The following is a 25,715-nucleotide window of genomic DNA, read 5'->3' as shown; positions in this document are numbered from 1 at the left end:
CGGTCTTGCGCAGGTCGTGCGGCAGGCCGGTGGCGCGCAGGATCGGGCCGGTGGCGCCCAGGGCCAGGCAGCCGGCCAGGTCCAGGAAGCCGACGCCGACCAGCCGGGCCTTGAAGGCCGGGTTGCGGGTCGCCAGCTTGTCGTACTCCGGCAGCCGTGCGCGCAGCAGCTTCACGGCCTCGTGGATCTGGTCCACCGCGCCCGGGGGCAGGTCCTGGGCCAGGCCGCCCGGCCGGACGTAGCCGTGGTTCATGCGCAGGCCCGTCACCAGCTCGAAGACGTCGAGGACGACCTCGCGGTCCCGGAAGCCGTAGACCATCAGCGTGGTGGAGCCGATCTCCATCCCGCCGGCGGCCAGCGCCACCAGGTGCGAGGAGACCCGGTTGAGCTCCATCATCATCACCCGGATGACGCCGGCCCGGTCCGGGACGTCGTCGGTGATGCCGAGCAGCTTCTCGACCGCCAGGCAGTAGGCGGTCTCGTTGAACAGCGGGGTCAGGTAGTCCATCCGGGTCACGAAGGTGGTGCCCTGGACCCAGTTGCGGAACTCCATGTTCTTCTCGATGCCGGTGTGGAGGTAGCCGATGCCGCAGCGGGCCTCCTTCACCGTCTCGCCGTCGATCTCCAGGATCAGCCGCAGCACGCCGTGGGTGGACGGGTGCTGGGGGCCCATGTTGACGATGATCCGCTCGTCGTCCGCCCGTTTGCGCGCCTGCACGGCATCGGCGACCTCGTCCCAGTCACCGCCGGTGACGGTGTAGACCCGGCCCTCGGTCGTGTCCCGTGTTTCTGCCGGCTCGTGCTCGGTGCCGCTCATCAGTCGTCCGACCTCCGCCCGGGCCGCCGGTCGCGCCCGTCCTTCGATCGTGCCTCCGCGGCCCCGGCGGGGGCCACCGCTGGGTCGCCGCGGGGCCACCGCTGGGTCGCCCGGCGCCGGCCGGCCCGGGTTCAGGCGGCTCGGCGTGTGTCGGCCACGCGCTTGGACAGGCGCACGCGCACCAGGGCGGCCGCCAGCCGCGCCGAGTCCGCCGCCGGTACGAGTTTCGCGAGGCCGTCCGGGGTGTGCGGCAGGCCGAGTTCGGCGGCGGTCGCGCACGCGCGCTCGTCGAAGAACGGGCGCAGGTCCGGCCAGACGGCCTGGGCCTCGCGGCAGAAGATGTCGGCGCCCACCGGTCCGATCCTCGGTACCTCCTGGAGCAGCTCGCGCAGCCTCCCCTGGTCGCCGTCGGCCCGCGCGTGCAGCTTCCGCAGGTCGCCCGCGTAGCGGTCGAGCAGCAGGGCGGCGCCGTCCCCGAGGGCGGTGGCGGTGCTCTCGTCGTACCGGACGTAGTGCGCCCGGCCGAGCGCGTCCACCCGGTCCTGCCAGCTGGAGTCCGCCATCGCGCGCGGCGTCCGGAGCCCCGCGGCGAACAGCTCGCGGGCCGCGGCGGTGGCGATCTCCGCCTTGATCCGGATCGAGCAGAGGACGGTGAGGACCAGCAGCTGGTACAGCGGGGCGGGCTTGTCGCGGAGGGTGATGCCGGCTTCTTCGGCGTACGTCCGCCCGTGGTCGCGCAGCAGCGTGGCGGTCACGTCGGCGGTGTCCATCGGACGGTCCTTTCCATGAGTCAGGCAGGGCGCAGTTCGAGTACGCAGCACTTCGGCCCGCCGCCGCCCTTGAGGAGTTCGGGCATCCGGACCGGTACGGGCACGTACCCCTCGGCGTGGAGGCGGCCCGCCAGCCCGTGCGCGCCCGCGGGCAGGACGACGTGGCGGCCGTCGCTGACCGCGTTGAGCCCGAACGTCGCCGCGTCCTGCGCCGAGGCGAGGATCGCGTGCGGGTAGAGCGTGTGCAGCAGGCGTCTGCTGGCGGGGGCGAACGCGGGCGGGTAGTACATGATCCGGTCGTCGTCCAGGACGGTGAGCGCGGTGTCGAGGTGGTAGAACCGCGGGTCGACCAGGGTCAGTGTGACCACGGGCCGGTCCAGCAGCCGACGGGCCTCGCGGTGCGCCGCCCGACTCGTGCGGAAGCCCGTCGCGGCCAGGATCCGCGGCCCGGCGAGCAGGAAGTCGCCCTCGCCCTCGTTGATCGGCCCCGCCGTGTGCACCGGCCGGTAGCCAGCGGCCACGAACCAGCGCCGGTGCGCGTCCGCTTCCGCCGCGCGCTGGTGGTGCCGGAAGCGGGCGACCAGGACGCGGCCGTCGACGACCGTGGCGCCGTTCGCGGTGAAGACCATGTCCGGCAGCCCCGGCAGCGGAGCGAGGAGTTCGACGCGGTGCCCGAGGGCGAGCAGGACGGTGCGCAGCCGGTTCCACTGCCGCAACGCGGTACCCGGGTCGACCGGCCGGGCCGGGTCCATCCACGGGTTGATGGCGTACTCCACGGCGAAGTGCACCGGAGGGCAGAGCAGGTAGCGGCGGCGCCGGGCCGTCCGAGGGGAACCGGACTTGTCCATGCGCCGCGCGTGCCCGGACCGGCGGGCGGGAAACCTGGTGGCGGACCGGGAGCGGGGCCGCGGCCCGGGCGTTAGTCCTCGGCGGGGTGGGGTAGCCGCACCGGCGGGTGGGCGGGGGCAAGGGTGTGCGAGGAGGCGGGAGCCGATGGGCGGAGCGGAGTGGGCGGTGGACGGGCGGTGGGGCGCGCGCGGGCCGTTGTCGGCCGCGGTGCTGGGGCTGGTGACCGCGGGGCCGCCGGGGGCGGGGCGGTTGCTGGCGCCGCCGGGCCCGTTCGCCGACCCCTGGGGCGAGGACCACCAGTTCGCGCTGTACCTGTGCTACGAACTCCATGACCGGGGGCTGCCCGGGGTCCTTCCCGGCTGGGAGTGGGAGCCCGAACTGCTGACCCTGCGAAGGGATCTGGAGCGCTCGTTGCTCGCTGCGGTGCGCGCCGAGGCGGAGCCCGTCCGGTCGGTCTCGGACGCCCTCGACCAGCTGCTGACGGAGTCCCCGGACGACATCGGCCCGTCCCACTTCCTGCGCGACGAGGGCGGCCTCCGGCACGTCCGCGAGTACCTGGTGCACCGCTCGGTCTACCACCTCAAGGAGGCCGATCCGCAGCTGTGGATGCTCCCAAGGATCCACGGCCCGGCGCAGGCCGTCCTGATGGCGATCGTCTACGACGAGTACGGCGCAGGGCGCCCCGAACGCGCCCACGCGGGGCTGTACGCCCGGATGATGGCGGCCTTCGGCCTCGAACCGGACTACGCCCGCTACCTGGACCTCGTCCCGGCCCCCGCCCTGGCGGTGGTCAACCTGATGACGCTCTTCGGCCTGCACCGGGCGCTGCGCGGAGCGGCCGTCGGGCAGTTCGCCGCCCTGGAGATCACCTCCTCGCCGGGGTCCGCACGGCTGGCGGCCGCGCTGGAGCGACTGGGCGGCGGGCCGGACGGCACCCTGTTCTACCGGGAGCACGTGGAGGCCGACGCCGTCCACGAGCAGCTGGTCCGGCGTGGGGTCGTGGAGCAACTAATCGCAGACGAGCCGGAGTTGGCACCGGACATCGCCTTCGGTCTGGCTGCCGCGCAGGTCGTCGAGGGCCGGTTCGCGGACCACCTGCTCGGCTGCTGGCGGGCCGGACGCACGTCCCTGCGCTCAGCCCTCCCCGCCCTTCCCGCGCTCCCCGCGGGAGTCACCGCGGCTTGAGCTGCCCCTGCGGGGGCGACGGTGGCTGGTGTCGCAGAACGGGTAGCACCGGCTGCGGTGGCACGCGCAGAGCGCCACGACCGGTCGCTCGGAGCGCCGGACCTCCCCGTTCGGCAGGACCACCTCCACCGGTCCCTCGACCAGCAGCGGACCGCCGGGCACCACGACCACCCGGGTCGTGGGCCGGTCAGCGTTCCCGGACACCGCGCACCACCACCAGGACCTCGTGGCGCTCGCCCGGAGCGATCAGCCCGAGCCGCTCGAACAGTGCGGCCCGCGCCGTCATCACCGGACCGAAGGCCTGCCGGCGCCGGGCCGCCACCGCCGTCCGCAGCCCGGACGCGCCGAGGGCCGCCAGCGTGGCGGGGACGTCCGCGAGGGAGGACTGCACCAGGAGCAGCACGCCCCCGGGGGCCAGCCGCCGGGGTGCCTCCCGGCAGATCCGGTCCAGGACGAGCCGTCCGTCCGGCCCCGCGTCCCACGCGAGCCCGGGCCCGGGTCGGCCGCCCGCGGGGGCCACGGCCGGGACGTAGGGCGGATTGGCGGTGATCAGGTCGAAACGGCGCTCCGCCACCGGGGCCAGCAGATCGCCCCGGCGCAGCCGGACCCGGCTGCGGTGCAGCCGCGCGTTGAGCCAGGCCGTGGCCACGGCCCGGCGGGAGAGGTCCACCGCCGTCACCCGGGCGCCGTCGTCCGCGGCCGCCAGTGCGACCGCCCCCGTACCGGTGCAGAGGTCGAGCACCCGGCTGGCCCGGCCGAGGCGCTCGCGGTGCACGCAGGAGACCAGCAGTTCGGTGTCGCCCTGAGGCCGGTAGACACCCGGCGGTCTGATCAGCAGCACGGCGTCCGGTCTCCTCTCGGGGGAGGCGGCGCGGCGGGGCCGGCCGGCGGTGTAGTGGGAACACCCATGACCGACGGCTTGCCGGTTTCGGGGCGGCGAAACCGGTCCGCCCGGTTCCGTGCGAGGTTTCGGACCACGGGCCCCGGGAAGCCGCCCGGCATCGGAGCCCACACCACCCTGGACGCATCATGACCACACCCGACCCGGACCCGGCCCACACCCCGGCGCTCAACGAGCACGGCACCCTGCCGGGTGGGGACACCCCGCCGGCCGAGGGGGGCACGTCCGGCATCTCCCATCCCGAACCCGTGGAACTCCGCAGGGCCTGGGGCATCTGGCCCGCGGTCGTGATCGTGGCGTTGGCGCTGGCCGTCGCGGTCATGCTCGTCGCCATGATCTTCGTACTGGCCTGACCGGATCCGGGCGTGCCGGCCGTATCCCGCGGCCCGGCGGCGCCGCACCCGACCACGACCCGCAGGAGGTAACCGTGAACCGCGACACCAAGGCCCTGGCGATCGTCACCAACTACGGGGTCGAGCAGGACGAACTCCTCGTCCCCGTCAAGCACTTGCGCGAGGACGGTGTGCACGTCGACATCGCCGCCCCCACCCGGGACGACATCCGCACCCTCGTCGGCGACAAGGAGCCCGGCGAGACGGTGAGCCCGACCCACACCCTCGAGGAGGTGGACGCCACCGGCTACGACCTGCTCCTCATCCCCGGCGGCACGCTCAACGCCGACACCCTCCGGACCCACCGGGAAGCCGTCGACATCCTGCTCGCCTTCACCACGTCCGGCCGCCCCGTCGCCGCGATCTGCCACGGTCCCTGGCTGCTCGCCGAGGCCGGGGTGGCGCACGGCAAGGAGCTCACCTCCTACCCGTCGCTGCGCACCGACCTCGCCAACGCCGGTGCGACCTGGACGGACGCCGCGCTCGTGACGGACGACACCGGCGGCTGGCGCCTCGTGACCTCGCGCAAACCCGACGACCTCGACCAGTTCCTGCGCGGGATCGACGCCGCGCTCAAGCTGGGGGCCACATCGTGAGGTCCCACTGAGCTTGCTCGTGAGCCCGTTGCCCGGCCCGCCGAGTCGGGGACCGCCACCTCGGCCCGACCGGTGGCGTCGAAGCCGGGCTCCGCGAACTGCAGCGCGGGAGCGGATCATGTGATCATCGCCCGGGCTACCTCTACAGCCCGGGCCGCCGCTCCCGCGCCGGCCGCCGGTGTCGTCAGCCGCGCTCCGGTGGAGCGGGCTGGTGTTCGTCCGCGGGCTCGGTGACTTCGTACTCCGGGCCGTCCTGCGGGCCCTTCTCCTCGTGTTCGGGCGGCGGTCCGCCCTCGCCGGTCATCCGCGACTCGGGAGTCTCGATCGGGGACGCCGGTTCTGTCGGCGCGCGGTCCTTCCCGTCGCTCATCCTGCTCACCTCCTCGAACGTCCTCCGCCCCGACGCGATGTCAGGGCCGAACAGCACCTTCATCACACGGACGTCTCGGCGTACGTGCCACGTCACGGTCTTCCGGGCGGCGTCTCAGTGCTTGCCCGCGTCCTTGAGCTTCTCGGCGGCTTGCTTGAGGTCGCCCTTCACCTGGTCGACGCGGCCCTCGGCCTCCATCGGGCGGTCGCCCGTCGTCCGGCCGACGGCCTCCTTCGCCTTGCCGCGGGCCTTCTCGGCCATGTTGCGGATCTTGTCCGAGGTACCCATGCCGTACGCTCCTTTCGCCGGTGGGGCGAGCTCCGCCCCTTGCGGCGCCTGCCCGGGCAGCGCGGTTCCATGCGCGCCGTCCGCCGACTCGTCGTCCGGCGGTTCGGCGTCCGGCGGTTCGGCGTCCGGCGGTTCGGCGTCCGGCGGTTCGGCGTCCGGCGGTTCGGCGTCCGGCGGTTCGGCGTCCGCGGGGAGGCCGGCGGCGGGCCGCTCGTCGGGGGCGGTGCGGGAGCCGCCGGAGGGCCTGTTCCAGCGCGAGCTCCTCCTGGTGGGGAACCGGGTGCCCGGGCCGGAGTCCGCTCAGGCATGGGCGGACCCGGCCCAGGCGAGGAGGCGCTCGCCGGACCACGTGGTGACGAGCCGGTCCCGGGTGAGGCCGACGCGTGCGGCGCGGGCGTAGCCGGTGGTGTGCCAGTGGAGTTGGTCCGGTGCGTGGGCGTCGGTGTCGACGGCGAACAGGCAGCCCGCGTCGGCGGCCAGTCGCAGCAGGTCGTCGGGCGGATCACGGCGCTCGGGGCGGCAGTTGATCTCCACCGCCGTGCCGTTCTCGGCACAGGCGGCGAACACGGCCTCGGCGTCGAAGCGCGACTGCGGCCGGCCGCGCCCGGTGACGATCCGGCCCGTGCAGTGTCCGAGCACGTTGGTCCGGGGGTTGCGGACGGCCGCGAGCATCCGGCCGGTCATCGTTTCCGGGTCGGAGCGGAGCTTGGAGTGCACCGAGGCGACCACCACGTCCAGGCGGTCGAGCAGGCCGGGCTCCTGGTCGAGCGCGCCGTCGTCCAGGATGTCGCACTCGATTCCGCTCAGGAGGCGGAAGGCGCCGTCCCGGCCGTTGTACGCGGCGACGGCGTCGAGCTGGTGCCGCAGGCGTTCCGGGCTGAGCCCGTGGGCGATCGTGAGGCGCGGGGAGTGGTCGGTGAGCACCGCCCACCGGTGTCCGAGAGCCCGGGCGACGGCCGCCATCTCCTCGATCGGGTGGCCGCCGTCGGACCAGTCCGAGTGCAGGTGGCAGTCGCCCTGCGCCGCCGACGCCAGCTGCCAGCCGGAGCGGGCGGCCGGTCCGGCGGCCTCCTCCAGGCGGCGCAGGTAGCCGGGCGTACGGCCGTCGGAGGCCTCCGCGATCACCTGGGCGGTCACCGGGCCGATCCCGGGCAGCTGCCGGGCGCGGGCCGGGTCCACGGGGCCCGGGGGCAGGCCCGTCAGGGCGCCGGCCGCGGTGTGGAAGGCGCGGACCCGGTAGGGGGAGGCGCCGCTCCACTCCAGCAGGAACGCGATCCGTCGCAGTGCCTCCGCGGGGTCCATGACGATCCGTCCCGTTCGGTCACCGCACCGGCGGGGACCCGGCGCAGGCGCCCGTGATGACCACGGTGCGGGGTCGGGTGGGCACGCTGGTTGTCGTCATGGCGGGCGCCTTGCCGGGTGAGGGGGGCCGAAACCTCGGGTCGGTGCAAGGGTGGATATCTGGACGAATCTGCACAAGTCAGACTAAACGTGAATTCAGTGTCGTATATCTGGGTAGAACACCTGTTGCAGCGGTCCTCGGCTGGTCCGACGGCCGCGCCGGCACCTGTGAGTGCCACCGGCACCCCCGAGTGCCACCGGGACCGTCGCTTGAAGAAGCAGGGCACAGGTCCTGGGGGAAGAAGTCCTCAGCACGCGAGTGGTCACCGTTCGCGGAGCGGGGCGTTCACCCCGATGCCCAGGAGCAGCAGTGTTCACCCTTTCGAAGCCTGTTTCCCGCCCGCTGTCGAATCCCGTACACCGCCCGTCCGATCCCGTACACCGCCCGTCCGACCTGCCGCCCCGGTACACCGAGGCCGAGCTGCGGGCGATGGGCAAGGCCGAGGCGCGCGAACTGAGCGACGCGCTGTTCGAGCGGCTGGCCGCGTTGGCCCGCGAGAGCAGCGCCTACAGCTACGTCCGCGGCACCATCATCGAGCTGAACATGCCGCTGGTGCGCTTCATCGCGGCGCGCTTCCGCCACCGCGCGGAGGACATGGAGGACATCCTCCAGGTCGGCACGATCGGCCTGATCAAGGCCGTCGACGGCTACGACCCGCAGCGCGGCGTCGAGTTCATCACCTACGCCGTCCCTACCATCACCGGCGAGATCAAGCGGTTCTTCCGGGACACCTCCTGGCCCGTCCGCGTGCCGCGCAGCATGCAGGAGCTCTACCTGACCGTCGCCCGCGGCTCGGACCGGCTGGAACAGGAACTCGGCCGTCTCCCGAGCCCCGAGGAGATCGCGGAGGGCCTCCACCTCACCGTGGAGCAGGCCACCGAAGGACTGGTGGCCGGCCGGGTCTACCGCCCCGACTCCCTCGACGCGCTGCGCGACCAGGACGCCGACGAGAGCGGCAGCGCGATGCTCGACCGTCTCGGCGACTGCGACCCCGGCATCGAACTGGCCGACTTCCGCACCGCCGTGCGCCCCCTGCTGGCCCACCTGCCCGAGCGCGAGCAGACCGTGCTCAAGCTGCGCTTCTGGGACGGCCTGACCCAGTCCGAGATCGCGGCCCGGATCGGCGTCTCCCAGATGCACGTCTCCCGGCTGCTCAGCACCACCCTGAGGGGGCTGCGCGAACGCCTGGAGAACGACGACGCGCCCGGCTGGTCGGACCCGCCCCCGGACGGTCCGGTCGCCTGCGGGGCCGAGCAGCGAGCTCGCTGAACGACGCCGGGGGCGGTGGGGCCGGGCGTGGTCGGCGGTTCACCTTCCCGGGGTGTCACGGGTGGGGCCCTTCGGCGAAGCGCCGGGGTCGGGCTCCGGGGGCTCGGGGCCCGGTGGGTCGTTGTCCGGCGGGGGCCCGTGGTCCGTGAAGGCGACGTCGACCCGCTGTTCGGGGCGGCGCTCCTCCTGGCGGGCGATCGCGTCGAGCACCCGTTCGTCGGCGTCGGTGAGCGGCGGCTGGAGCAGGCTGCGCGGCCACAGCCGGCGGGCGAGGACGACATTGCCCTCGGCGGCGTACACGGTGATCTGCGCGGCCAGGTAGAGCCAGGAGAGCAGGCCGATCACGGTGGCGAAGAAGCCGTACACCTGGCCGGCGTGGCGCAGCTCGTGCACGACGAGAAGCGAGCCGAAGGCCTGGAGGACGGTGAACAGCGGGCCCGCCACCGCGCAGCCCGGCCAGAGCGCGCGGGTCGGGATCCCGCGCGGGGTGAGCACCCGGAAGCAGGCCAGGCACAGGGCGGCGTTCAGGAGCGCGGAGACGAGCAGCCCGCCCACCCGGGCGGCGGGCCCGCCGAGCGAGGAGGCGACGACCGAGGCGGCCGCCGTGCCGAGCACCAGGCCGCTGCCGAGCACCACCAGGAGCAGCAGTCCACGGGCCAGCCGCGGCCAGTAGCCGGGGCGGCGCACGCCGGGGACGTTCCAGATCTCGGCCATCGCGTGCTGCAGTACTTGGGCGATGCCGAGGGCGCCGTAGAGCAGGAACAGCATGCCGACGGCCAGGGCGAAGCCGCTGCCCCGGAGCGAGTGGACGTTCTGGCGGAGCTGGTCGCCGATGATGGGGAAGTCGGCGAGGGCGGAGTCGAGGACGGACCTCTGCGCCCCGGGGTTGCCGTGCAGCACGAAGCCCAGCACCGTGCTCAGCAGGAGCAGCAGCGGGATCAGGGCGAGGAAGCCGTAGTAGCTGATCAGCGCGGCGAGCAGCCCGCCGCGGTCGTCGCCGTACTTCTTGACCACGCCGAAGACCACGGCGGTGGGCCGATGGCGCTGCTGGAAGCCGTCCAGCGAGCGCAGCCCGCGTTCGACCGGGTTCATGCCGTCCTCCTCCGCGCCGCCGGTACGCGGACCCGCCACGGACCGGACCCGCGCGGGTGCGTCTGCCCGCTCGGGTCGTTCCTACGCCGCGGGGGCGCGAAGTCGGGGCTCGGCGCGGGGCCGGTCGCCGGTGCGGCACCTCGGCCCGGTGAACGCGTTCCTCCTGGATCCTGAGCCGCCGGCGGCGGGCTACTGGGTGCGATCGATGAGCCAGGAGCCGAGGTCCTTGGTGATCAGGGACGTGCCCGTGTTCGGGGAACCGGAGTAGTGGTCGTCGAAGTCGTCGTCGCTCAGGGTGTTCTTGAAGTCGCCGCTGACCAGCTTCAACAGCCGGGGCCTGAGGGGCCAGTTGCCCAGCTGTTCCAGCCCGGGGCTCTCCCGCTCCGGGATCGGCGCGGTGCCGTTGTAGGAGAAGTAGACCCGGGTCTGGTGGTCCAGCCTGTCGCGCTCCATCTTGGCCAGGGCGTAGCGGGCCGTCAGGGCACCCCGCCCGATGCCGCCCACCACCAGCGGCACGAAGCCGCGACGCTCGGCGATGGCCCGCAGGACGGCGAGCTCCAGTACCCGCGCCTGGCGGCTGAGTTCGGTCACGTCCTTGTCGTAGCCGACCAGGACGAGGTCGTGGCCACGAGCGCGCAGCCCGTCGAGGAACGAGTACGAGGTGCCGCCGAGGCCGGCCTCGACGGCGGCGAGGTCGGTGGGGCCCGTGCCGTCGGCGGCCAGGATGAACGGCCTGAGGATGTTGCCGCCGTCCGCGGGGAAGGCCCGTGCCGTGCCGCCGGGCAGCTCCCATTCCAGAGCCGGTGCCATTCGTCCTCCTGAAAGGTGAAGGGTGACGGCGCCACCGCTTGCGGCGCCGTCGGTGCCGCTCTTGTCTACCGTCGGGCCGCCGCCCGAACTGACCGCCGTCCGGGTGAAGCCGGCCAGCGGCCGAGGTCACCGGGCGAGCGCGGAACGACCCCGGCCCACCGGCAGCGGGAGAGGGACGTGAAGGTCGAAACCCCGGACAGGACCACCCCGGATCCGCTGGGCCCTGGTGAGGTCCGCCCCGTCGTGCTCGGGGAGGGGCCTCAGCCGTGGGCGTGCGGGACGGGCTTCCCGGTGACGGCGTCGGTCAACGCGCGTGCCCCGAGCGGGCGGTGGAGGACGGCGGTGAGCCGGGCGATGCCGCCGTCCTCGCAGCCGATGTCCGGCCCGGAGGCGTCGCGGCGGTTCAGCAGCAGGGTGACCTGGTCGGCGGATTCCTTCGCCACCAGGTCCGGCTTGTAATCGCAGCCGCTCCAGGAGGCGTCCAGGGTTATGGTGCGGTCGTCGGCCGCCACGGTGGTGTTCCTCGCGTCCGGGTCCGCCAGATCGATCCGCAGGAGGAGCGAGGCGGGGCGGCGCTTGTACGGGAGCGGGTAGTCGGATCCGCTCCCGTCGCCGCCCCACACGTAACAGGCCGCCACCCCGACGCAGATCAGCCCCACCGCCGCGATCGAGCGCCGCTCGCCCCTGGTCAGTTCCATGTCCTGCCGTTCCCCCGCTTGTCGAGCTCGTCGGGCTTGTCGAGACCGGTGCCGGGCCCGGTCACCCTGCCGAGGCCGCCGCCCGGGGATGGCGCGGCCTGCTCCGGCCGCCATGCGTCGGCCCGGCGGTCGGCCGGTTCGTCCGTGCCCAGCACGAGGCCGTCGGGCGGGAGGGGATCGGTCATCGTGACAACCTACCGGCCCGGCGCGCGGCCGTGCACCATGGGCCGGAACGGGCGCGGATCACAGCGGAGTTGGGGGGAACGGCCGGAAGTCGCGGCCCAGGCCCGTAGATTGTGGCCATGATCGAGACGACGTCGCCCGAGAGGTCAGCGCGATCCACGGGGCAGCGCCGGAGACACGCGGCGCCCAGGCGGGCCGGGGACGGCGGGGTGGCGCGGTCGTCCGCGCTGATGGCCGTCGGGACGGTGGTGTCGCGGGGCACCGGGCTGATCCGGCAGGTGCTGCAGGGTGCGGCGTTGGGCACCGGCCTGCTGGCCACGACCTACAACCAGGCCAACACGGTGCCCACCAGCCTGTACTTCCTGCTGATCGGCGGTGCGCTGAACTCCGTGCTGGTCCCGCAGTTGGTGCGGGCCCGGGTGGAGCACGCGGACGGCGGGGTCGCCTTCGAGCAGCGGCTGGTCACCCTGGTGCTGTGCGTGCTGGGCGTCGGCAGTGCGCTGGCCACCTGGGCCGCGCCCGCGATCATCGGCATCTACCAGGACGACACCCCGGCCACCCACGAGGCGTTCGAACTGACCGTGGTCTTCGCCCGGTTCCTGCTGCCGCAGATCTTCTTCTACGGGGTGTTCGCCGTCTTCGGGCAGACCCTCAACGCCCGGGACCGGTTCGGCGCGATGATGTGGACGCCGGTCCTGAACAACCTGGTGCTGATCGCGGTGTTCGGCCTCTACCTTGGCCTGCTGACCGTCCCGGCGACGGTCACGGAGATCACCGGCGCCCAGGTCCGACTGCTGGGCATCGGCACCACCGTCGCCCTGGCCCTCCAGGCGCTGGCCCTGGTCCCGTACGCCCGGGCGGCCGGCTTCCGACTGCGGCCGCGGTTCGACTGGCGGGGCACCGGGCTGCGCAGCAGCGTGGGCGCGGCCCGCTGGACGCTGCTGTTCGTCCTGGCCAACCTGGTGGCGAGCACCGTGGTGACCAGGCTGGCCTCCGACGCGGACGCCGCACTGCCCGGCGACGGGGTCGGCTACACCGCCTACAGCTACGCCCAGCAGATCTGGATGCTGCCCCAGTCGGTGGTCACGGTGTCGCTGATCACCGTGCTCCTCCCGCGGATGAGCCGGGCGGCGGCCGAGCACCGGCTCGACGACCTGCGCGCCGACCTCTCCCGCGCGCTACGGGTCAGCGGGGTGGTGATCGTCCCGGCGGCGTTCTTCTTCGCCGTCTTCGGCCCGCAGCTCGCCCGACTGCTGTTCGCCCACGGCGCCGCCGACGCCGCCACCACCGCCCCGCTGGGCCACATGCTGCAGGCCTTCGGGCTGGGGCTGATCCCGTTCTCGGCCCAGTACCTGCTGCTGCGCGGCTGCTACGCCTTCGAGGACACCCGGACGCCGTTCCGTACGGCGCTGTGGATCGGCGGCGTCAACATCGCGCTGGCCCTGGCCTGTCACCAACTGCTGCCCGCCCGGTGGGCGGTCACCGGCATGGCCGCCGCCTACGCCGTCTCGTACGGGGTCGGGCTGCTGCTCACAGCGGTGCGGCTGCGCCGCCGCACCGGCGGGCTCCTGGACGGCCGACGGATCTGCCGGACCTACGCCAAGCTGACCGTGGCCGCCGCGGTGGCCGGAGGCGTCGGCTGGGCCATCGCCCGCTCCTGCGGCAACGGCCCGCTCCCGGCCTCCTGGGCACCGGCCCTTCCGCTGCTGGCGGGCGGTGCCACGATGGCGCTGCTGTTCCTCGCCGCCGCCCGGCTGTTGCGGATCGGGGAACTGCGCAGTCTGCCGGGCCTGGGCTGAGCCCGCGGCCGAGCCTGTGGCCGGACCTGACCGTTCGTCGGAAAAGCGATCGCCATTGCATGTTCATGTCGCTACAGTGCTGCGGATCCCGAACCCCACTCGGCAGACGGAGCGTCATGACGATCGCACGCAGGTCCATCCTCAAGGGCACGTCGGCGGCCGGGGCCGCCCTGGTCGCCGGGGGCGCCGCCGCCGGAGAGGCCGCGGCGGACGACGGCGCGGACAGCCCGTCGGCCCCGCCCGCGAGCCCGCTGCTCCAGGCCCGGCCGCACCGGATCGGCGCGCCCGCGGTGAGCGGCCTGCACCTGCAGTTCGGCACCGACCCGGCCACCGAGATGACCGTCTCCTGGCTCACCCCGCAGTCCGTCCGGCGCCCCCTGGTCCGGCTCGGCACGCCCGAGGGCGGCACCGGGGCGGTGGTCGAGGCCGAGACCCGCACCTACCGGGACTCCCTCGGCAAGGACGAGGTGTACGTCCACCACGCCCGGCTCACCGGACTGCGCCCGGCCACCACGTACCTGTACAGCGCCGGGCACGACGGCGCGAACCCCGAGACCGGCACGTTCACCACCGCCCCGCGCGGCCGCACCCCCTTCACCTTCACCAGCTTCGGCGACCAGGCCACCCCCAACCTGCGCCGCAAGGTGGACTTCCCGGACGGCATGCCCTCACCGCTCGGCAAGTACCCGGTGTACACCAGCAGCCAGATCGGCAGCCCGCACGCCGCCGACATCGTCGCCGCCGTCGAACGCGTCGGCCCGCTGTTCAACCTGGTCAACGGCGACCTCTGCTACGCCTCCTACGGCGGCCGGCACGGCCAGAGCCGTACCGCCATCTGGGCCGACTGGTTCATCAACAACAGCCGCTCGACCCGGCTGCGCCCCTGGATGCCCTGCGCCGGGAACCACGAGAACGAGCGCGGCAACGGCCCGATCGGCGCCGCCGGCTACCAGGCCTACTTCACCCTCCCCGCGTCCGCCGCCGACCGCGACGAGGAGACCCGGGGCATGTGGTACGCCTTCACCGTCGGCTCGGTGCGCTTCCTCAGCCTCGCCAACGACGACGTCGCCATCCAGAACTCCGGCGAGACCTACCTGCGCGGCTACTCCGGCGGCGCCCAGCAGCGTTGGCTGGAGCGGGAGTTGCGCACGGCCCGGAGCGACCGGGGGATCGACTGGATCGTGGTCTGCATGCACCACCCGATGATCTCCAGCTCCAAGCACGGCTCCGGCAGCGACCTCGGTATCCGCGAGGCCTGGGGCCCGCTGTTCGACGCCTACGGGGTCGACCTGGTGGTCAGCGGCCACGAGCACTACTACGAGCGCTCCCACCCCGTCCGCGGCACCCTGCCGAACGACACCCGCACCCCGGTGCCCACCGGCACCGACCCCCGGCTGGCCGACACCGGCCGGGGCACCGTCCACATGGTCATCGGCGCCGGGGGCAACGCCGCCACCACCCAGGACGACCTGTTCGAGCGCCCCCAGGGGCGGGTGGTGATCGGCCTGGAGGACAAGCCCGCGCCGGGCGCGCCCTACCGGGAGTCGATCTGGCTCACCGAGGACGCCCCCTGGGCCGCCTACCAGGACCGCACCCACACCCACGGCTTCGCCGCCTTCGAGGTCGACCCCGGCGACCGCCGCGGCGGCACCACCACGATGCGGGTCACCTACTACACCTTCGACGGCCCGCACGGCGACCTCACCCCGGTGGACACCTTCACCCTGCACCGCCGCCGCACCGACGGGCACGGCTGAGGCGGGGGACCAGGGCGGAGCGGTCGGCGGGGCGGTGCCGGTGTCGTGCATTCGGGTGAACGATCGCCGGGATCGCGCCCGGCTACCCGGGGAGGGCGTCGCCCGCGGGGCCGTCCGGTGCGGCCGCGGTGCGGGTACGGGGCGCCGCGCCCTCCTCGACGGCGCGGCAGTTCCGGCAGGCGTTCCAGTGCGGCTGGGGCCGAGCGCCCTCGGTGGAGCGGCGGGGGGCGAGCGTCATGCCGGCGGTGTCCAGGCCGCACAGGGTGAGCGGGCCGCAGATGCCGGAGGGCTCGGCGGGGGTGGCGTGCGCGAGGCGCACCGGGTTCTCCGGATCGGCCGGCTGGTGGCCGGGGCCGAGGAGCCGGACATTGGTCGGGATGTCGGGTTCGAGCACGATGACGGTGTCCATCCCATCAACGTCGCCGCAGAACCGGTGCGTTGCACGCGCACCGGGGCATCCGGACGAGTCGGCGCCGGACGAGGCGGCGGAGGGTGCTCGACAGCCACCGCTTCTCACGACCGGCGCCGGGCCCCGCGTCCTCGCAGGTGGGGCCCGGCGCCGGGGTCGGTCGCCCCGGGGATCAGCCCCGGGGATCAGCGCCGGAACAGGCCGGTGAGCACATCCCACCAGCTGCGCCGCTGCGCGGGAACGGTCGCGGTCGCGGTCTCAGGCGATGCCGATGCCGAGGCCGCCGCTGTTCCCGTCGCCGTTCCCGCCGCCGCTCCGACCGCCGGTGCCGCGGCCTGGGCGGCCGCCCGCTGGGTGGCCGCCAGCGCGCGTTCGGCGAGCTTCTGCGCCTCCGCCGCCGCCCGCTCCGCCGCCCGCTCGGCCTCCGCGACCGACTCCGGGTCGGGCTCGATCTCCTGCGGCGTGAACTCCACCGGCAGCGCCGTCAGGTGGCGCGAGATCCAGGCCGCGCTCCAGGTCAACTCCTCCTCGGGGACGGCCAGTCGGAGGTCCGGCAGGAGGGTGAGCAGGATGTCGATCCCGGCCTCGGCGACGTGCCGGCCGATGTCCTGCCCGGGGCACTCGTGCGGTCCGGCCCCGAAGGACAGGTGGGAGCGGTTGCCGTAGAGCGGGGTGGTGAGGTCGGGCCGGACGGTCGGGTCGACGTTGCCCGCGGCGAGGCCGAGCAGCAGCATGTCGCCGGCCTGGATCTGCTGGCCGCCCAGTTCGGTGTCGGCGGTGGCCCAGCGCCCGGCGACCAGGGACATCGGCGGGGAGTCCCAGAGCACCTGGTCGAGGGCCTCGCCCAGGGTCATCTGGCCGCCGGACAGGTGGGCGCGGAAGCGCGGGTCGGTGAGCACCATCTTCAACGAGTCGGCGATCAGGTTGACGGTGGTCTCGTTGGCGGCGAGCAGCACCACCCGCAGGTGCTCCATCACCTCGTCGTCGGTCAGCCCGGCCGGGTGGGCGAGCAGGCGGCTGGTCAGGTCGTCGCCGGGGGACTCGTGCTTGATCGCGATGGTGCGGCGCAGGCTCGCCACCACGTACTCGTTGCTGGCGATGGCCGTCTCGGTGCCCTTCATCAAGTCCCGGGCGGCGTTGACGAGTTGGGGGCCGTACTCGTCCGGCATGCCGATCAGCTTGGTCATCACCAGCATCGGCAGGTGCTCGGCGAACTGGGTGATCAGCTCGGCCCGGCCGGTCGGCCCGACCACCTGGACCAGGTCGGTGGTGAAGCGGCGGACGTGGCGGCGGATGCCGCGCCGGTCGAAGCCGTTCAGACCGTCCAGCACGGCGTTGCGCAGCCGGCGGTGCTCCTCGCCGTCGGCGAAGACGCAGATCGGCTGCCAGGCGACCACCGGCAGCAGCGGGGAGTCGGGCGGCACCTCGTTGTTGCGGAAGGCGCTCCACAACCGGGAGTCGCGGGAGAACAGCGAGGGGGTGCGCATCGCGGTGATGTTGGCGGCGTGGCCGAGGATCAGCCAGGCCCGCTGGTCGCCGTGCAGCAGCACCGGGGCGACGTCGCCGTGCTCGGCGCGCAGCTTCTCGTACAGGCCCGCCGGGTCGGCCTCGGCCTCGGGGCCGTACAGCCGGCGCAGCCCGCCGGGGCCGGTCGGCTCGACGGCGCGCCCGTGGGCGGGGCAGCCGGGGGGCGGGGCGGGGGCGGCGGCGTCGTCGGGGAACGGGGTGGTCAACAGGGTCTCCGGGTCACGAGGTTCGGAAGCGGTACGACGGGGGTGGGCGCCACGGGAGAGTGCCCCGGGGGCGTCGGCGGGCCTCAGCCCGCGGGCGGTGCGGCCAGCTCGTACAGGTAGTGCATCAGCGTCATCAGGGTGTCCCGGCTGGACTGCCGGCTGCGCGCGTCGCAGGCGACGATCGGCACGTCGGCCGGGAGGTCGAGCGCCTGGCGCAGCTCGTCGAGGGGGTAACTGGGCGCCTCCGGGAAGCCGTTGACGGCCACCACGAAGGGCACGCCGCGGTCCTCCAGCCGGCCGATCACCTCGAAGCTGACCTCCAGCCGGCGGGTGTCCACCAGGACGACGGCGCCCAGCGCGCCCTCGAACAGGCCGTTCCAGAGGAACCAGAACCGCTCCTGACCGGGGGTGCCGAAGACGTACAGCACCAGCTTGTCGCTGATGCTGATCCGGCCGAAGTCCATGGCCACCGTGGTGGAGGTCTTGCGTTCGACCCCGGTCGGGTCGTCCACGCCGACCCCGGCCTGGGTCATGGTCTCCTCGGTGGTCAGCGGGCGGATCTCGCTGACCGCGCCGACCAGGGTGGTCTTGCCGACGCCGAAACCGCCGACGATCACCACCTTGACCGCCGTGGTGACGGTGTCGGGGAGCAGGTCCGAGCTCGCCGGGCCGACGACCGTGTCAGAGCCGCTGAAGTCCATGGATCACCGCCTCCAACAGGGCACGGTCGGGGAGTTCCGCCGCGGGCACGGCGGAACGGGCCTCGATCCGCCCGTCGTCGAGGAGGTCCGCCAGCAGGACGGTGACCACGCTCGTGGGCAGTTCGAGGTAGGCGGAGACCTCCGCCACCGAGAGCGGCGAGCGGCACAGCCGCAGGATCGCCGCGTGCTCGGGCTGCATGGCGGGGGTGGGCTCCGCGAGGGAGACGATCAGGGTGACCAGGTCGAAGACGCCCGGCCCGGAGGGGCCGCTGCGGCCGCGGGTGATCACGTACAGGCGATCGGGCTCGGGTCCGTCCCAGCCGCCCTGGTCGGCGGTCATGTCACTGCCTCACTGTGCTCGTTCATGTGCCCGCCCGGGCGCCGGGGGTGCTGGTCGGGGCCGCCGCCGGGGTCGCGGCGCGAGCCGGGGCGGCCGGGGCGGGGGCCGCGGTGCGGCGGGTCACGCGACCACCTCCGGGTTGCGCGGCGGGGTGGAGAGGTGCTCGCCGATCCGGTCGACCAGGTCGCGCATCTGGTGGCTGACCAGCCCGGCGTCCACGCCCTCGTCGGCGAGCACCGCGAGGTAGGCGCGGTCGCCGGCCGACATCAGGTAGAAGTAGCCGCCGTCCACCTCGATGACGACCAGCTTCATCGCGCCGTTGCCGTGCGGGAACTCGTGCCCGACGGCGGCGGCCAGGCTCTGCAGCCCGGCGCAGGCGGCGGCCAGCCGGTCGGCGGTGTCCGGGTCGGCGCCGTACTGGGCGATCCGCAGGCCGTCGGCGGAGAGCACGATGACGTGGCGCACGTACGGGACGCTGTGTGCGAGGTCGTTGAGGATCCAGTCCATGTTGCTGCGGTGCGGAATCACTGCTCGCCTTTCGCTGCCGTCTCTTCGGTACCGGTCTGTCCGGCGCTGTGCTGCGGGGTGGTGCCCGGGGGGTCGCCCGGGGTGGCGTCCTTGCTGCCGCCGGTGCCCTTGTAGCCCTCCATGAAGGCCTCCAGCCACAGGCCGGGCTGCTTTTTGGGGCGGGGCGCCGGGGCGGCCGGTCCGGCGGCGGGCCCGGCGGTGGGGCCGTTGGGCTGGGCGGTGCCGCGCGGGGGCGTGGTGAAGGCGGCCCGGCCGGTGGGGCGGCTGCGGCGGCGCTGGGGCAGGCCGTTGGCGGTGCGCTCGGTGACGACCACCTCGTCGTCGCCGGGTGCGGCGGGGGGCGGCCCCCAGGGGGTGGTGGCGCCGAAGGACGGCCCGATGCCGGCCGACCGCGCCGGTTCGGTGGCGGTGCCCAGGGCCTGGTGCCCCGGCCCGCCGGCGGATCGGGCACCGGCGGATCGGGCGCCGGGCGATCCGGCACCCGGCGATCCGGCACCGGCCGATGCCGTCCGGGCGCCCCAGGGCCGGGCGGCGGCCGCATGCCGGGGCGGGTTGGCCGGGAGCGGCCGCGGCCCGGAGAAGGCGCCGATGCCGTGCGCCCGCCCGGTCGGGGGAGCGGTGGTGAGCAGCTCCTGCGGCACCACCAGCACCGCGCGCACGCCGCCGTACGCGGAGCGGCGCAGCGACACCTGGAAGCCGTACGCCTGGCAGAGCCGGCCGAGGATGGCGAAGCCCAGCCGGGGGGACTCGGTGAGGTCGTCGAAGTCCTTGGAGACCATGGCCTCGCGCATCGAGCGCTCGGCCCGCGCGCGGGCCTCGTCGGTGAGTCCGAGGCCGCCGTCCTCGACCTCGATCGCTATCCCGCTCTGCACCTCGGAGGCGCTCAGGTGGACGTGGGTGTGCGGCGGGGAGTAGCGGGTGGCGTTGTCGAGCAGCTCGGCCACGGCGTGGATCAGGGGTTCGACGGCCGGTCCGGTGACCGAGATCTGGGTGACCGGGTGGAGGTCGACCCGCTGGTACTCGAGGATCCGGGACATCCCGCCGCGCAGCACGCTGTAGAGGGCGATCGGGCGGGTCCACTGACGGCCGGGCCGGGCGCCGGAGAGCACGGCGATGGAGTCGGCGAGGCGGCCGACCAGGGCGTTGCCGTGGTCGAGGCGCAGCAGGTCGTCGAAGACCGCCGGGTCGTTGCCGTGCCGGTCCTCCATCTCCCGCAGGTCCTTGGCCTGGCGGTGGATGATCGCCTGGACCCGGCGGGCCAGGTTGACGAAGGCGCGCTCGGCGGAGTCGCGCCGGCTGACCTCGTCGTCGACGGCCTGGGCGATGCCGCGCACCACCCGCTCCAGCGAGGCGCGGAACTTCCGTGACAGCAGCGGGTTCGGCTGCTGGAAGGGCTGGAGCAAAACGTCGATGGAGGAGCCGTACCGGGCACCGCCGACGAGTCGGCGCAGTTCGCCGGCGGCCATCCGCTCGATCTCGTCCTCCTGCCCGGCCAGCTTGCGGTGCAACTCCTCGACGCGCCGGGTGTGTTCGTCCCGCAGTTCGGCGAGGGCCCGCCCGCGGCGGGCGGACTCGGCGGCCACCACGGCCACCAGCACGGTGGCCGTCGCCCCGCACCACAGCACCTGGGCCCGGGCTCCGGCCGACACCACCACCGCGGCGACCGCGACCGCCGCAGCCATCACGGCGGTGGGCAGTATCCAGCCGAGCAGGGGCGCGGGGCGCCGTCTGGTGGGTGACGTACCAGCTCGAAGCATTCGGCATCCTCAAACGATCGGAACAGAAGTCGGAACACAGTGGGGTACGAACGGGGTCGGGCGACGACCGGCTCCGGAGGCGTGGTGCTGCAGCATAGCCAAGTTCAGGACAATCCTGACCGAAACTCAAAAATACTGTCCGTCAACCGACTTGTGGCAACTTGCCCGGACATGACCGACAACTCGTACACCTGTCGCAGCCCGGTCGACCACCGCCGGTCACCAGGCTTCTCGCCCGGCCGCCCGCGCACCGGCAACCCGGCCGGGATTCGCCCATGTGAAGGGTTTCCGGCCCAAGTCGCCACGATCAGCAGTGAGTTCGTGCTAAGTCGGGCTCGCGGTGCCCGGCCATCACTCCTCCGGGGGATGTCCCGGCGTGGCGCAACAACTGTTGCCCCAGACAGCAATGACTGTTGACGCCCTCGGCAGCCCGCCCCTACAGTGCGGGGCCATGGACGACGACGACCCCGGACGGCGGGTGGCGGCCCAGGTGGCCGTAGGTGGCGGGCTGGACGGCCTGCAGCGGCTCTCGGAGACGATCGAGGCACTGGAGGAACGGCGCACGGACCTGGTCGAGGAGCTCCGGCGCGGCCGACAGGCGACCTGGGAGGAGATCGGCCGGGCCTGCGGGATGACCCGCCAGGGCGCCACCCGCCGCTGGGCCGGCCGACTGCGCGCCCGCTCCTTCGGCCTCGCGGCCACCGCCTACCAGCACGGCCGGCCCGGCTACCCGCAGGCCCTGATCGGCTCCGCGGTGCCCCGCGAGGCCCGGCGGGTGCTCGACCTGGGCGCCGGCACCGGCAAGTTGACCCGGATGCTGGTCGAGGCCGGGCTGGACGTGGTCGCGGTCGAACCCGACCCGCAGATGCGCGACCGGCTCGCCGCCGCCGTGCCGAAGGCCGCCGTACGGGCCGGCTCGGCCGAACGCATCCCGCTGCCCGACGCCAGCGTGGACGCGGTCGTGGTCGCCCAGGCCTGGCACTGGTTCGACCGGGCCGCGGCCCTCCCGGAGATCGCCCGGGTGCTCGTCCCCGGCGGGACCCTCGCCCTGATCTGGAACGTCCGGGACGAGACCGAGCCGTGGGCCGCCGAACTCGGCGCCCTGATGCACGGCGCGGACCGTCAGCGGCTCGACACCGCACCGGACCTGCCGGCCCCCTTCGGCACCCCCGAGCGGCTGGAGATCCGCTGGGAGCACCCCACCACCCCGGCCGGAGTGCTCGACATGGTCGCCTCCCGCAGCTACGTCATCGCCCTGCCCGAGGCCGACCGCGCCCGGCTGCTGGCCGAGGTCGGGCAACTGCTCGCCACCCACCCCGAACTGGCCGGGCGGGAAGAGCTCGCCGTGCCGTACCTGACCAGGTGCACCCGTGTCCGCCTCGGCTGAGCCCGGGGCCGGGAGCATGGCCGAACCCGTGGCCGGGACTGTGGCCGGAACCGTGGCCGCGTACCCGCCCGTCACCGTCCGCCGCCTCGGCGTCGCGGACGCCGAACCGTACCGGGCGTTCCGGCTCACCGCCCTGCGCGAGACGCCCACCGCCTTCACCTCCTCCCACGCCGAGGAGCGGGACCGGCCGATCGCCGCCACCCTCGCCCGCCTCGCCGACGCCGAGCAGGGCCCGGGCGCCCTGCTCGGCGCCTTCGACCCGGACGGCACCCTGCTCGGCACCGCCGGACTGCGGGTCGGACGGCGCGGCCAGGAACGCCACAAGGCCAGCCTGTACGGCATGGCGGTGGCCCGGCCGGCCGGCGGGCGCGGCATCGGCCGGGCCCTGGTCGACGGGGTGCTCGCGGTGGCCGCCGAGGACGGGCTGCTGCGGCAGGTGCTGCTCACCGTCTCGGAGGGCAACGAACCGGCGCTGCGGCTCTACACCGCCTGCGGCTTCCGGGTGTGGGGCCGGGAGCCCGCCGCCGTGCTGGTGGACGGGCGGCCGGTCGCCAAGCTGCACATGATCAGGCCGCTCGGGGAGGCGCCGGACGGTGACCGGCCGCTCGGGGAGGCGCCGGACGGCGACCGACCGCGCCCGGCGGCGAGCGGCTGACAGGCGAGCGGCTGACAGGCACGGGGCTGACAGGCACGGGGCTGACGGGCGCGGGGCTGACAAATGTCACGGTCCGGGGGTGTGGCAGCACACTGCCTCCCACCCCGGGCCGGCGGTCACGATGAAGCCATGACCTCCACCGACCCGCACCACCCCGACACCCGTCGGGCCTTCCGCACCGTACGGCACTTCGTGCTCGTCTACCTCGGCCTCAGCGCGCTCACCATGCTGGCCGCCTTCGCGCTGCGCTCCCACACCGACCTGATCACCCCGGCCGTGTGGGTGCGCGGCACCATCGTCCTGATCGGTGCCGCCGTCACCCTGCTGCTCACCGTCCGGGCGGCCCGCGGCTCCCGCGGCGCCTTCCGGCGGCTGCGGATCATCTCCGGCGTCATGCTGGTCGCGATTGCTGCGATCATCGCGGTGCCGGGCGTCTTCCCGGTCTGGATGAAGATCGAACAGGGCCTTTGCGGCCTCGCCCTCGCCGGGGTGGCCGTGACGCTCAACGGACGGCAGCTGCGCACGCTGTTCGCCCGGCCCTGAGGAAGGGGCGCAAGGGTGACCGACCGGGTGGCCGACGCAAGGACCGACGGGGCGACGGGCGGGGCGACCGACCTCGACCGGGAGGGCACGCCGGCCCCCGCCCACCGCTGGGCGGGCGGCCTGCGGCGGATACTGCTGGCCACCGGGATGCTGGTCTTCCCGGCGCTGACCGCCATGGCCGTCAGCCGCAACGTCAGCGGGCCGGCGGGGGTCACCGGGTATGCCGTCGTGGTCGCGTTCAGCCTCTGCTACGTCCTCCTCGCGCTCACCACCGGGCGCGCCCCCGGGGCGCGGCGGACGCGGCGGATCAGGGTGCTGCTGGCCGCGATGACCGCGCTGTTCCTGGCCGCGCTGCCGTCCGCCCACGCGGACGCCTTCTTCCTGGCCACCGTGCTCGTCTCCGCGGTCGCCGTGCTGTGGCACAAGCACACCGTCCCCGCGGTGGCCGCCGGCACCCTCGCCGCCCTGCTGCTGCCCTGGGCGGTGCCCGCCTGGCACACCGGGCCCGGCGGATTCCAGGCGCTCGCCCTGCTGTTCACCTCGATGACCTGCGCGGCCTTCACCGAGATCGCCGCCACCAACCAGGCGCTGGTGGCCGCCCGGGCCGAGGTCGCCCGGCTCGCCTCCGAGGCGGAACGCAACCGGATCGCCCGCGACCTGCACGACCTGCTCGGCCACTCGCTCACCGCGATCACCGTCAAGTCCCGCCTGGCCCAACGGCTGGCGGTCAAGGACGTGGACCAGGCGGTGGCGGAGATGACCGCCGTGGAGACGCTCTCCCGCCAGGCCCTGGCCGACGTCCGGGCCGCCGTCTCCGGCTACCGCGAGGTCACCGTGGCGGGCGAACTCGCCCGCGGCCGCGAACTGCTGCGCGCCGCCGGGGTGGTGGCCGACCTTCCCTCGGCGGCCGACGCGGTCGGACCGGACCAGCGCGAACTCTTCGGCTGGGTGCTGAGGGAGGGCCTCACCAACGTCGTCCGGCACGCCCGCGCCGCCCGCTGCTCGGTGCTGCTGACCGCCACCTCGGTGGAGATCCGCGACGACGGCCGGGGCGGGGCGGGCGGCCCCGGTGCCGGGCTGGTCGGCAGCGGCAAGGGACTGACCGGGCTGCGCGAACGCGTCGCGGCGGCGGGCGGTACGGTCGAGGCCGGCCCGCTCGACCCGCGCGGGTGGCGCCTGCTGGTCACCGTCCGGCCGCCCGACTCCCGCTCCGAAGGGACGACATGACGATCCGCCTGCTGCTCGCCGAGGACCAGGAGCTGGTCCGCACCGCGCTGCGCGCCCTGCTGGACCTGGAGGACGACTTCGAGGTGGTCGCCGCCGTCGGACGCGGCGACCAGGTCGTCGAGGCCGCCCGCGAGCACCGGCCGGACGTCGCCCTGCTGGACATCGAGATGCCCGGACTGGACGGCCTGGCGGCGGCCGCCGTGCTCGCCCAGGAGGTGCCCGACTGCCGGGTGGTCATCCTCACCACCTTCGGCCGGGCCGGCTACCTGCGCCGGGCGATGGAGGCGGGCGCGCTCGGCTTCGTGGTCAAGGACGCCCCGGCGGAGGTGCTGGCCGACGCCGTCCGCCGGGTCGCGGTGGGCGAGCGGGTGGTCGACCCGGAACTCGCCGCCGCCACCCTCGCGGCCGGCACCTCCCCGCTCACCGCCCGCGAACGCGACGTCCTGAACGCCACCCGCTCCGGCGCCGGAGTCGCCGAGATCGCCGGGAAGCTCTACCTCTCCGAGGGCACCGTCCGGAACTACTTCTCCTCGGCCATCGCCAAGACCGGCACCCGCAACCGCACCGAGGCCCTGCGCACCGCCGACGAACGCGGCTGGCTGTAGCCGTTCACCCGGCAGGCTCCGGCGCGGGCGGCGGCAGCAGCCGGAAGCCGACCTCGGCGGCGGCGGAGGGGGCCGCGGTGGCGAACACCGAACCGTGGTCGGCGGCGACCGGCTCGTGGACGATGGCCAGGCCTGGCAGGTGGGTCCGGACGCGGATGTCGGAGCGGCGCGGTACGGTCCTGGTCATGGCAGCCCGGATCGATCTGACCCTCGACTGCGCGGACGCGCAGCTCCTCGCCGCGTTCTGGCGGACGGCCCTGGGGTACGTGGACGAGCCGCCGCCGCCCCCGTTCCGGACGCGCGCGGAGTGGCTCGCACAGTTCGACCTGCCGGAGGACGACTCGGCGGACGACGGCGCCTGGCTCTGCGACCCGCAGGGGGTGGGCCCCCGGCTGTCCATCCTCCGGGTGCCCGAGCCGAAGCGGGCGAAGAACCGGCTGCACATCGACATTCGGGTGCCGGGCCACGGCAGTCCGGCCGAGCGCTGGGCCCGGATCACCGCGGAGGCCGCACGGCTGGTGGCGGCGGGCGGCCGGGTGCTGGCGGAGGCCGACGGGCACCACGTGGTGATGGCCGACCCGGAGGGCAACGAGTTCTGCGTGGCGGCCGGCCCGGCCACGGGCTGAGCCGGGGCGTGCCGCCGCCGGACTGC

At 74.2% G+C, this 25,715-nt stretch carries 30 protein-coding genes and 1 pseudogene; 12 read left to right on the top strand and 19 right to left on the bottom strand.

All coding sequences use genetic code 11. From position 1 onward, the window contains the following. The 3 genes and pseudogenes from AB0F71_RS12710 to ddaH form a co-directional block, all read right to left on the bottom strand. Positions 1–817 (bottom strand): annotated as a pseudogene (locus AB0F71_RS12710) (NADH dehydrogenase subunit D); the annotation flags it as partial. Positions 818–948: 131 nt separating this feature from the next. Next, a complete protein-coding gene (locus tag AB0F71_RS12705) occupies positions 949–1,587 on the bottom strand; it encodes an endonuclease (protein WP_360231799.1) in 639 nt (212 codons plus the stop codon). 20 nt (positions 1,588–1,607) lie between these two features. Continuing rightward, the gene (ddaH, locus tag AB0F71_RS12700) at positions 1,608–2,435 is read right to left on the bottom strand and encodes a dimethylargininase (protein ID WP_360231796.1); all 828 of its coding nucleotides are present in this window, start codon (positions 2,433–2,435) and stop codon (positions 1,608–1,610) included. 145 nt (positions 2,436–2,580) lie between these two features. Here ddaH and AB0F71_RS12695 point away from each other — a divergent pair, with 145 nt between their 5' ends. Continuing rightward, on the top strand, positions 2,581–3,621 hold the full coding sequence (locus tag AB0F71_RS12695; protein ID WP_360231793.1) for an iron-containing redox enzyme family protein: 1,041 nt from the start codon (positions 2,581–2,583) through the stop codon (positions 3,619–3,621). Here AB0F71_RS12695 and AB0F71_RS12690 read toward each other — a convergent pair. Both AB0F71_RS12690 and AB0F71_RS12685 read right to left on the bottom strand, forming a co-directional pair. After that, the gene (locus AB0F71_RS12690) at positions 3,571–3,783 is read right to left on the bottom strand and encodes a CDGSH iron-sulfur domain-containing protein (RefSeq protein ID WP_360231810.1); all 213 of its coding nucleotides are present in this window, start codon (positions 3,781–3,783) and stop codon (positions 3,571–3,573) included. The genes AB0F71_RS12695 and AB0F71_RS12690 overlap by 51 nt on opposite strands. A 25-nt stretch (positions 3,784–3,808) precedes the next feature. After that, positions 3,809–4,462, bottom strand: coding sequence for a HemK2/MTQ2 family protein methyltransferase (locus AB0F71_RS12685; protein ID WP_360231790.1), 654 nt, complete (start codon positions 4,460–4,462; stop codon positions 3,809–3,811). A 188-nt stretch (positions 4,463–4,650) separates the two neighbouring features. On the opposite strand from AB0F71_RS12685, the gene AB0F71_RS12680 reads away from it, so the two are divergent. Both AB0F71_RS12680 and AB0F71_RS12675 read left to right on the top strand, forming a co-directional pair. Continuing rightward, positions 4,651–4,875 carry a DUF6480 family protein gene (locus AB0F71_RS12680; RefSeq protein WP_360231787.1) on the top strand — a complete coding sequence of 75 codons (225 nt, stop codon included), beginning with the start codon at positions 4,651–4,653 and terminating at the stop codon, positions 4,873–4,875. A gap of 74 nt (positions 4,876–4,949) precedes the next feature. Further along, entirely contained in the window at positions 4,950–5,510 is a 561-nt protein-coding gene (locus tag AB0F71_RS12675; RefSeq protein WP_360231784.1) for a type 1 glutamine amidotransferase domain-containing protein, read from the top strand. A 184-nt stretch (positions 5,511–5,694) separates the two neighbouring features. Here AB0F71_RS12675 and AB0F71_RS12670 read toward each other — a convergent pair whose 3' ends face one another. The 3 genes from AB0F71_RS12670 to AB0F71_RS12660 all read right to left on the bottom strand — a co-directional run bounded on the left by AB0F71_RS12670 (position 5,695) and on the right by AB0F71_RS12660 (position 7,470). Continuing rightward, positions 5,695–5,880 (bottom strand): hypothetical protein, encoded by a 186-nt coding sequence (locus AB0F71_RS12670; RefSeq protein ID WP_360231781.1) that lies wholly within the window; start codon positions 5,878–5,880, stop codon positions 5,695–5,697. Between the two features lie 114 nt (positions 5,881–5,994). Next, positions 5,995–6,168, bottom strand: a complete 174-nt coding sequence (locus AB0F71_RS12665) for a CsbD family protein (RefSeq protein WP_360231778.1) — start codon at positions 6,166–6,168, stop codon at positions 5,995–5,997. Between the two features lie 300 nt (positions 6,169–6,468). Continuing rightward, entirely contained in the window at positions 6,469–7,470 is a 1,002-nt protein-coding gene (locus tag AB0F71_RS12660; protein WP_360231775.1) for a PHP domain-containing protein, read from the bottom strand. A 409-nt stretch (positions 7,471–7,879) separates the two neighbouring features. On the opposite strand from AB0F71_RS12660, the gene AB0F71_RS12655 reads away from it, so the two are divergent. Continuing rightward, entirely contained in the window at positions 7,880–8,839 is a 960-nt protein-coding gene (locus AB0F71_RS12655; RefSeq protein ID WP_360231772.1) for a SigB/SigF/SigG family RNA polymerase sigma factor, read from the top strand. Between the two features lie 39 nt (positions 8,840–8,878). Here the strand turns inward: AB0F71_RS12655 and AB0F71_RS12650 are convergent, their stop codons facing one another. The 4 genes from AB0F71_RS12650 to AB0F71_RS12635 all read right to left on the bottom strand — a co-directional run bounded on the left by AB0F71_RS12650 (position 8,879) and on the right by AB0F71_RS12635 (position 11,624). Continuing rightward, positions 8,879–9,931, bottom strand: coding sequence for a YihY/virulence factor BrkB family protein (locus AB0F71_RS12650; protein ID WP_360231769.1), 1,053 nt, complete (start codon positions 9,929–9,931; stop codon positions 8,879–8,881). A gap of 189 nt (positions 9,932–10,120) precedes the next feature. Continuing rightward, positions 10,121–10,741, bottom strand: a complete 621-nt coding sequence (locus tag AB0F71_RS12645) for a hypothetical protein (RefSeq protein ID WP_360231766.1) — start codon at positions 10,739–10,741, stop codon at positions 10,121–10,123. 260 nt (positions 10,742–11,001) lie between these two features. Then, positions 11,002–11,439 carry a hypothetical protein gene (locus AB0F71_RS12640; RefSeq protein ID WP_360231763.1) on the bottom strand — a complete coding sequence of 146 codons (438 nt, stop codon included), beginning with the start codon at positions 11,437–11,439 and terminating at the stop codon, positions 11,002–11,004. After that, positions 11,430–11,624 (bottom strand): hypothetical protein, encoded by a 195-nt coding sequence (locus tag AB0F71_RS12635; RefSeq protein WP_360231760.1) that lies wholly within the window; start codon positions 11,622–11,624, stop codon positions 11,430–11,432. Before AB0F71_RS12635 ends, AB0F71_RS12640 begins: the two co-directional genes overlap by 10 nt. Before the next feature lie 117 nt (positions 11,625–11,741). Here AB0F71_RS12635 and murJ point away from each other — a divergent pair, with 117 nt between their 5' ends. Further along, entirely contained in the window at positions 11,742–13,421 is a 1,680-nt protein-coding gene (gene murJ, locus AB0F71_RS12630) for a murein biosynthesis integral membrane protein MurJ (RefSeq protein ID WP_360231757.1), read from the top strand. Between the two features lie 116 nt (positions 13,422–13,537). After that, positions 13,538–15,178, top strand: coding sequence for a metallophosphoesterase family protein (locus AB0F71_RS12625; RefSeq protein ID WP_360231754.1), 1,641 nt, complete (start codon positions 13,538–13,540; stop codon positions 15,176–15,178). Between the two features lie 82 nt (positions 15,179–15,260). Here the strand turns inward: AB0F71_RS12625 and AB0F71_RS12620 are convergent, their stop codons facing one another. From AB0F71_RS12620 to AB0F71_RS12595, 6 genes are all read right to left on the bottom strand, one after another. Beyond that, positions 15,261–15,587 (bottom strand): hypothetical protein, encoded by a 327-nt coding sequence (locus tag AB0F71_RS12620; RefSeq protein ID WP_360231751.1) that lies wholly within the window; start codon positions 15,585–15,587, stop codon positions 15,261–15,263. Between the two features lie 185 nt (positions 15,588–15,772). Then, positions 15,773–17,320 (bottom strand): cytochrome P450, encoded by a 1,548-nt coding sequence (locus tag AB0F71_RS12615; protein ID WP_360231748.1) that lies wholly within the window; start codon positions 17,318–17,320, stop codon positions 15,773–15,775. A gap of 83 nt (positions 17,321–17,403) precedes the next feature. Further along, on the bottom strand, positions 17,404–18,021 hold the full coding sequence (locus AB0F71_RS12610; protein ID WP_360231745.1) for an ATP/GTP-binding protein: 618 nt from the start codon (positions 18,019–18,021) through the stop codon (positions 17,404–17,406). Next, positions 18,002–18,361 carry a DUF742 domain-containing protein gene (locus AB0F71_RS12605; protein WP_350510307.1) on the bottom strand — a complete coding sequence of 120 codons (360 nt, stop codon included), beginning with the start codon at positions 18,359–18,361 and terminating at the stop codon, positions 18,002–18,004. The genes AB0F71_RS12610 and AB0F71_RS12605 overlap by 20 nt, the downstream gene beginning before the upstream one ends. Positions 18,362–18,481: 120 nt before the next feature. Continuing rightward, a complete protein-coding gene (locus tag AB0F71_RS12600) occupies positions 18,482–18,868 on the bottom strand; it encodes a roadblock/LC7 domain-containing protein (protein WP_360231742.1) in 387 nt (128 codons plus the stop codon). Positions 18,869–18,885: 17 nt separating this feature from the next. Further along, positions 18,886–20,646: an ATP-binding protein gene (locus AB0F71_RS12595; RefSeq protein ID WP_360231739.1), complete on the bottom strand. Its 1,761-nt coding sequence runs from the start codon at positions 20,644–20,646 to the stop codon at positions 18,886–18,888. Positions 20,647–21,097: 451 nt separating this feature from the next. On the opposite strand from AB0F71_RS12595, the gene AB0F71_RS12590 reads away from it, so the two are divergent. The 5 genes from AB0F71_RS12590 (at position 21,098) to AB0F71_RS12570 (ending at position 25,063) form a co-directional block, all read left to right on the top strand. Then, positions 21,098–22,033, top strand: a complete 936-nt coding sequence (locus tag AB0F71_RS12590) for a class I SAM-dependent methyltransferase (RefSeq protein ID WP_360231736.1) — start codon at positions 21,098–21,100, stop codon at positions 22,031–22,033. Between the two features lie 16 nt (positions 22,034–22,049). Next, complete coding sequence (locus tag AB0F71_RS12585) at positions 22,050–22,688, top strand: GNAT family N-acetyltransferase (protein ID WP_360231733.1); 639 nt, start codon at positions 22,050–22,052, stop codon at positions 22,686–22,688. Between the two features lie 129 nt (positions 22,689–22,817). Continuing rightward, on the top strand, positions 22,818–23,231 hold the full coding sequence (locus AB0F71_RS12580; protein ID WP_360231730.1) for a hypothetical protein: 414 nt from the start codon (positions 22,818–22,820) through the stop codon (positions 23,229–23,231). A 27-nt stretch (positions 23,232–23,258) separates the two neighbouring features. Further along, positions 23,259–24,458, top strand: coding sequence for a histidine kinase (locus AB0F71_RS12575; RefSeq protein WP_360231727.1), 1,200 nt, complete (start codon positions 23,259–23,261; stop codon positions 24,456–24,458). Further along, positions 24,455–25,063, top strand: a complete 609-nt coding sequence (locus AB0F71_RS12570) for a response regulator transcription factor (RefSeq protein WP_360231724.1) — start codon at positions 24,455–24,457, stop codon at positions 25,061–25,063. Before AB0F71_RS12575 ends, AB0F71_RS12570 begins: the two co-directional genes overlap by 4 nt. Before the next feature lie 4 nt (positions 25,064–25,067). Here AB0F71_RS12570 and AB0F71_RS12565 read toward each other — a convergent pair whose 3' ends face one another. After that, entirely contained in the window at positions 25,068–25,250 is a 183-nt protein-coding gene (locus tag AB0F71_RS12565; protein WP_360231722.1) for a hypothetical protein, read from the bottom strand. On the opposite strand from AB0F71_RS12565, the gene AB0F71_RS12560 reads away from it, so the two are divergent. Continuing rightward, positions 25,249–25,689, top strand: a complete 441-nt coding sequence (locus tag AB0F71_RS12560; protein ID WP_360231719.1) for a VOC family protein — start codon at positions 25,249–25,251, stop codon at positions 25,687–25,689. The two genes, AB0F71_RS12565 and AB0F71_RS12560, sit on opposite strands and share 2 nt — an antisense overlap. Positions 25,690–25,715: the final 26 nt, after the last annotated feature.

It is taken from the genome of Kitasatospora sp. NPDC028055, assembly GCF_040637885.1.
Taxonomy (GTDB): Bacteria; Actinomycetota; Actinomycetes; order Streptomycetales; family Streptomycetaceae; genus Kitasatospora.
Note: the sequence above shows the minus strand (reverse complement) of the source record. Positions and strands in the feature narration are given on the sequence as shown.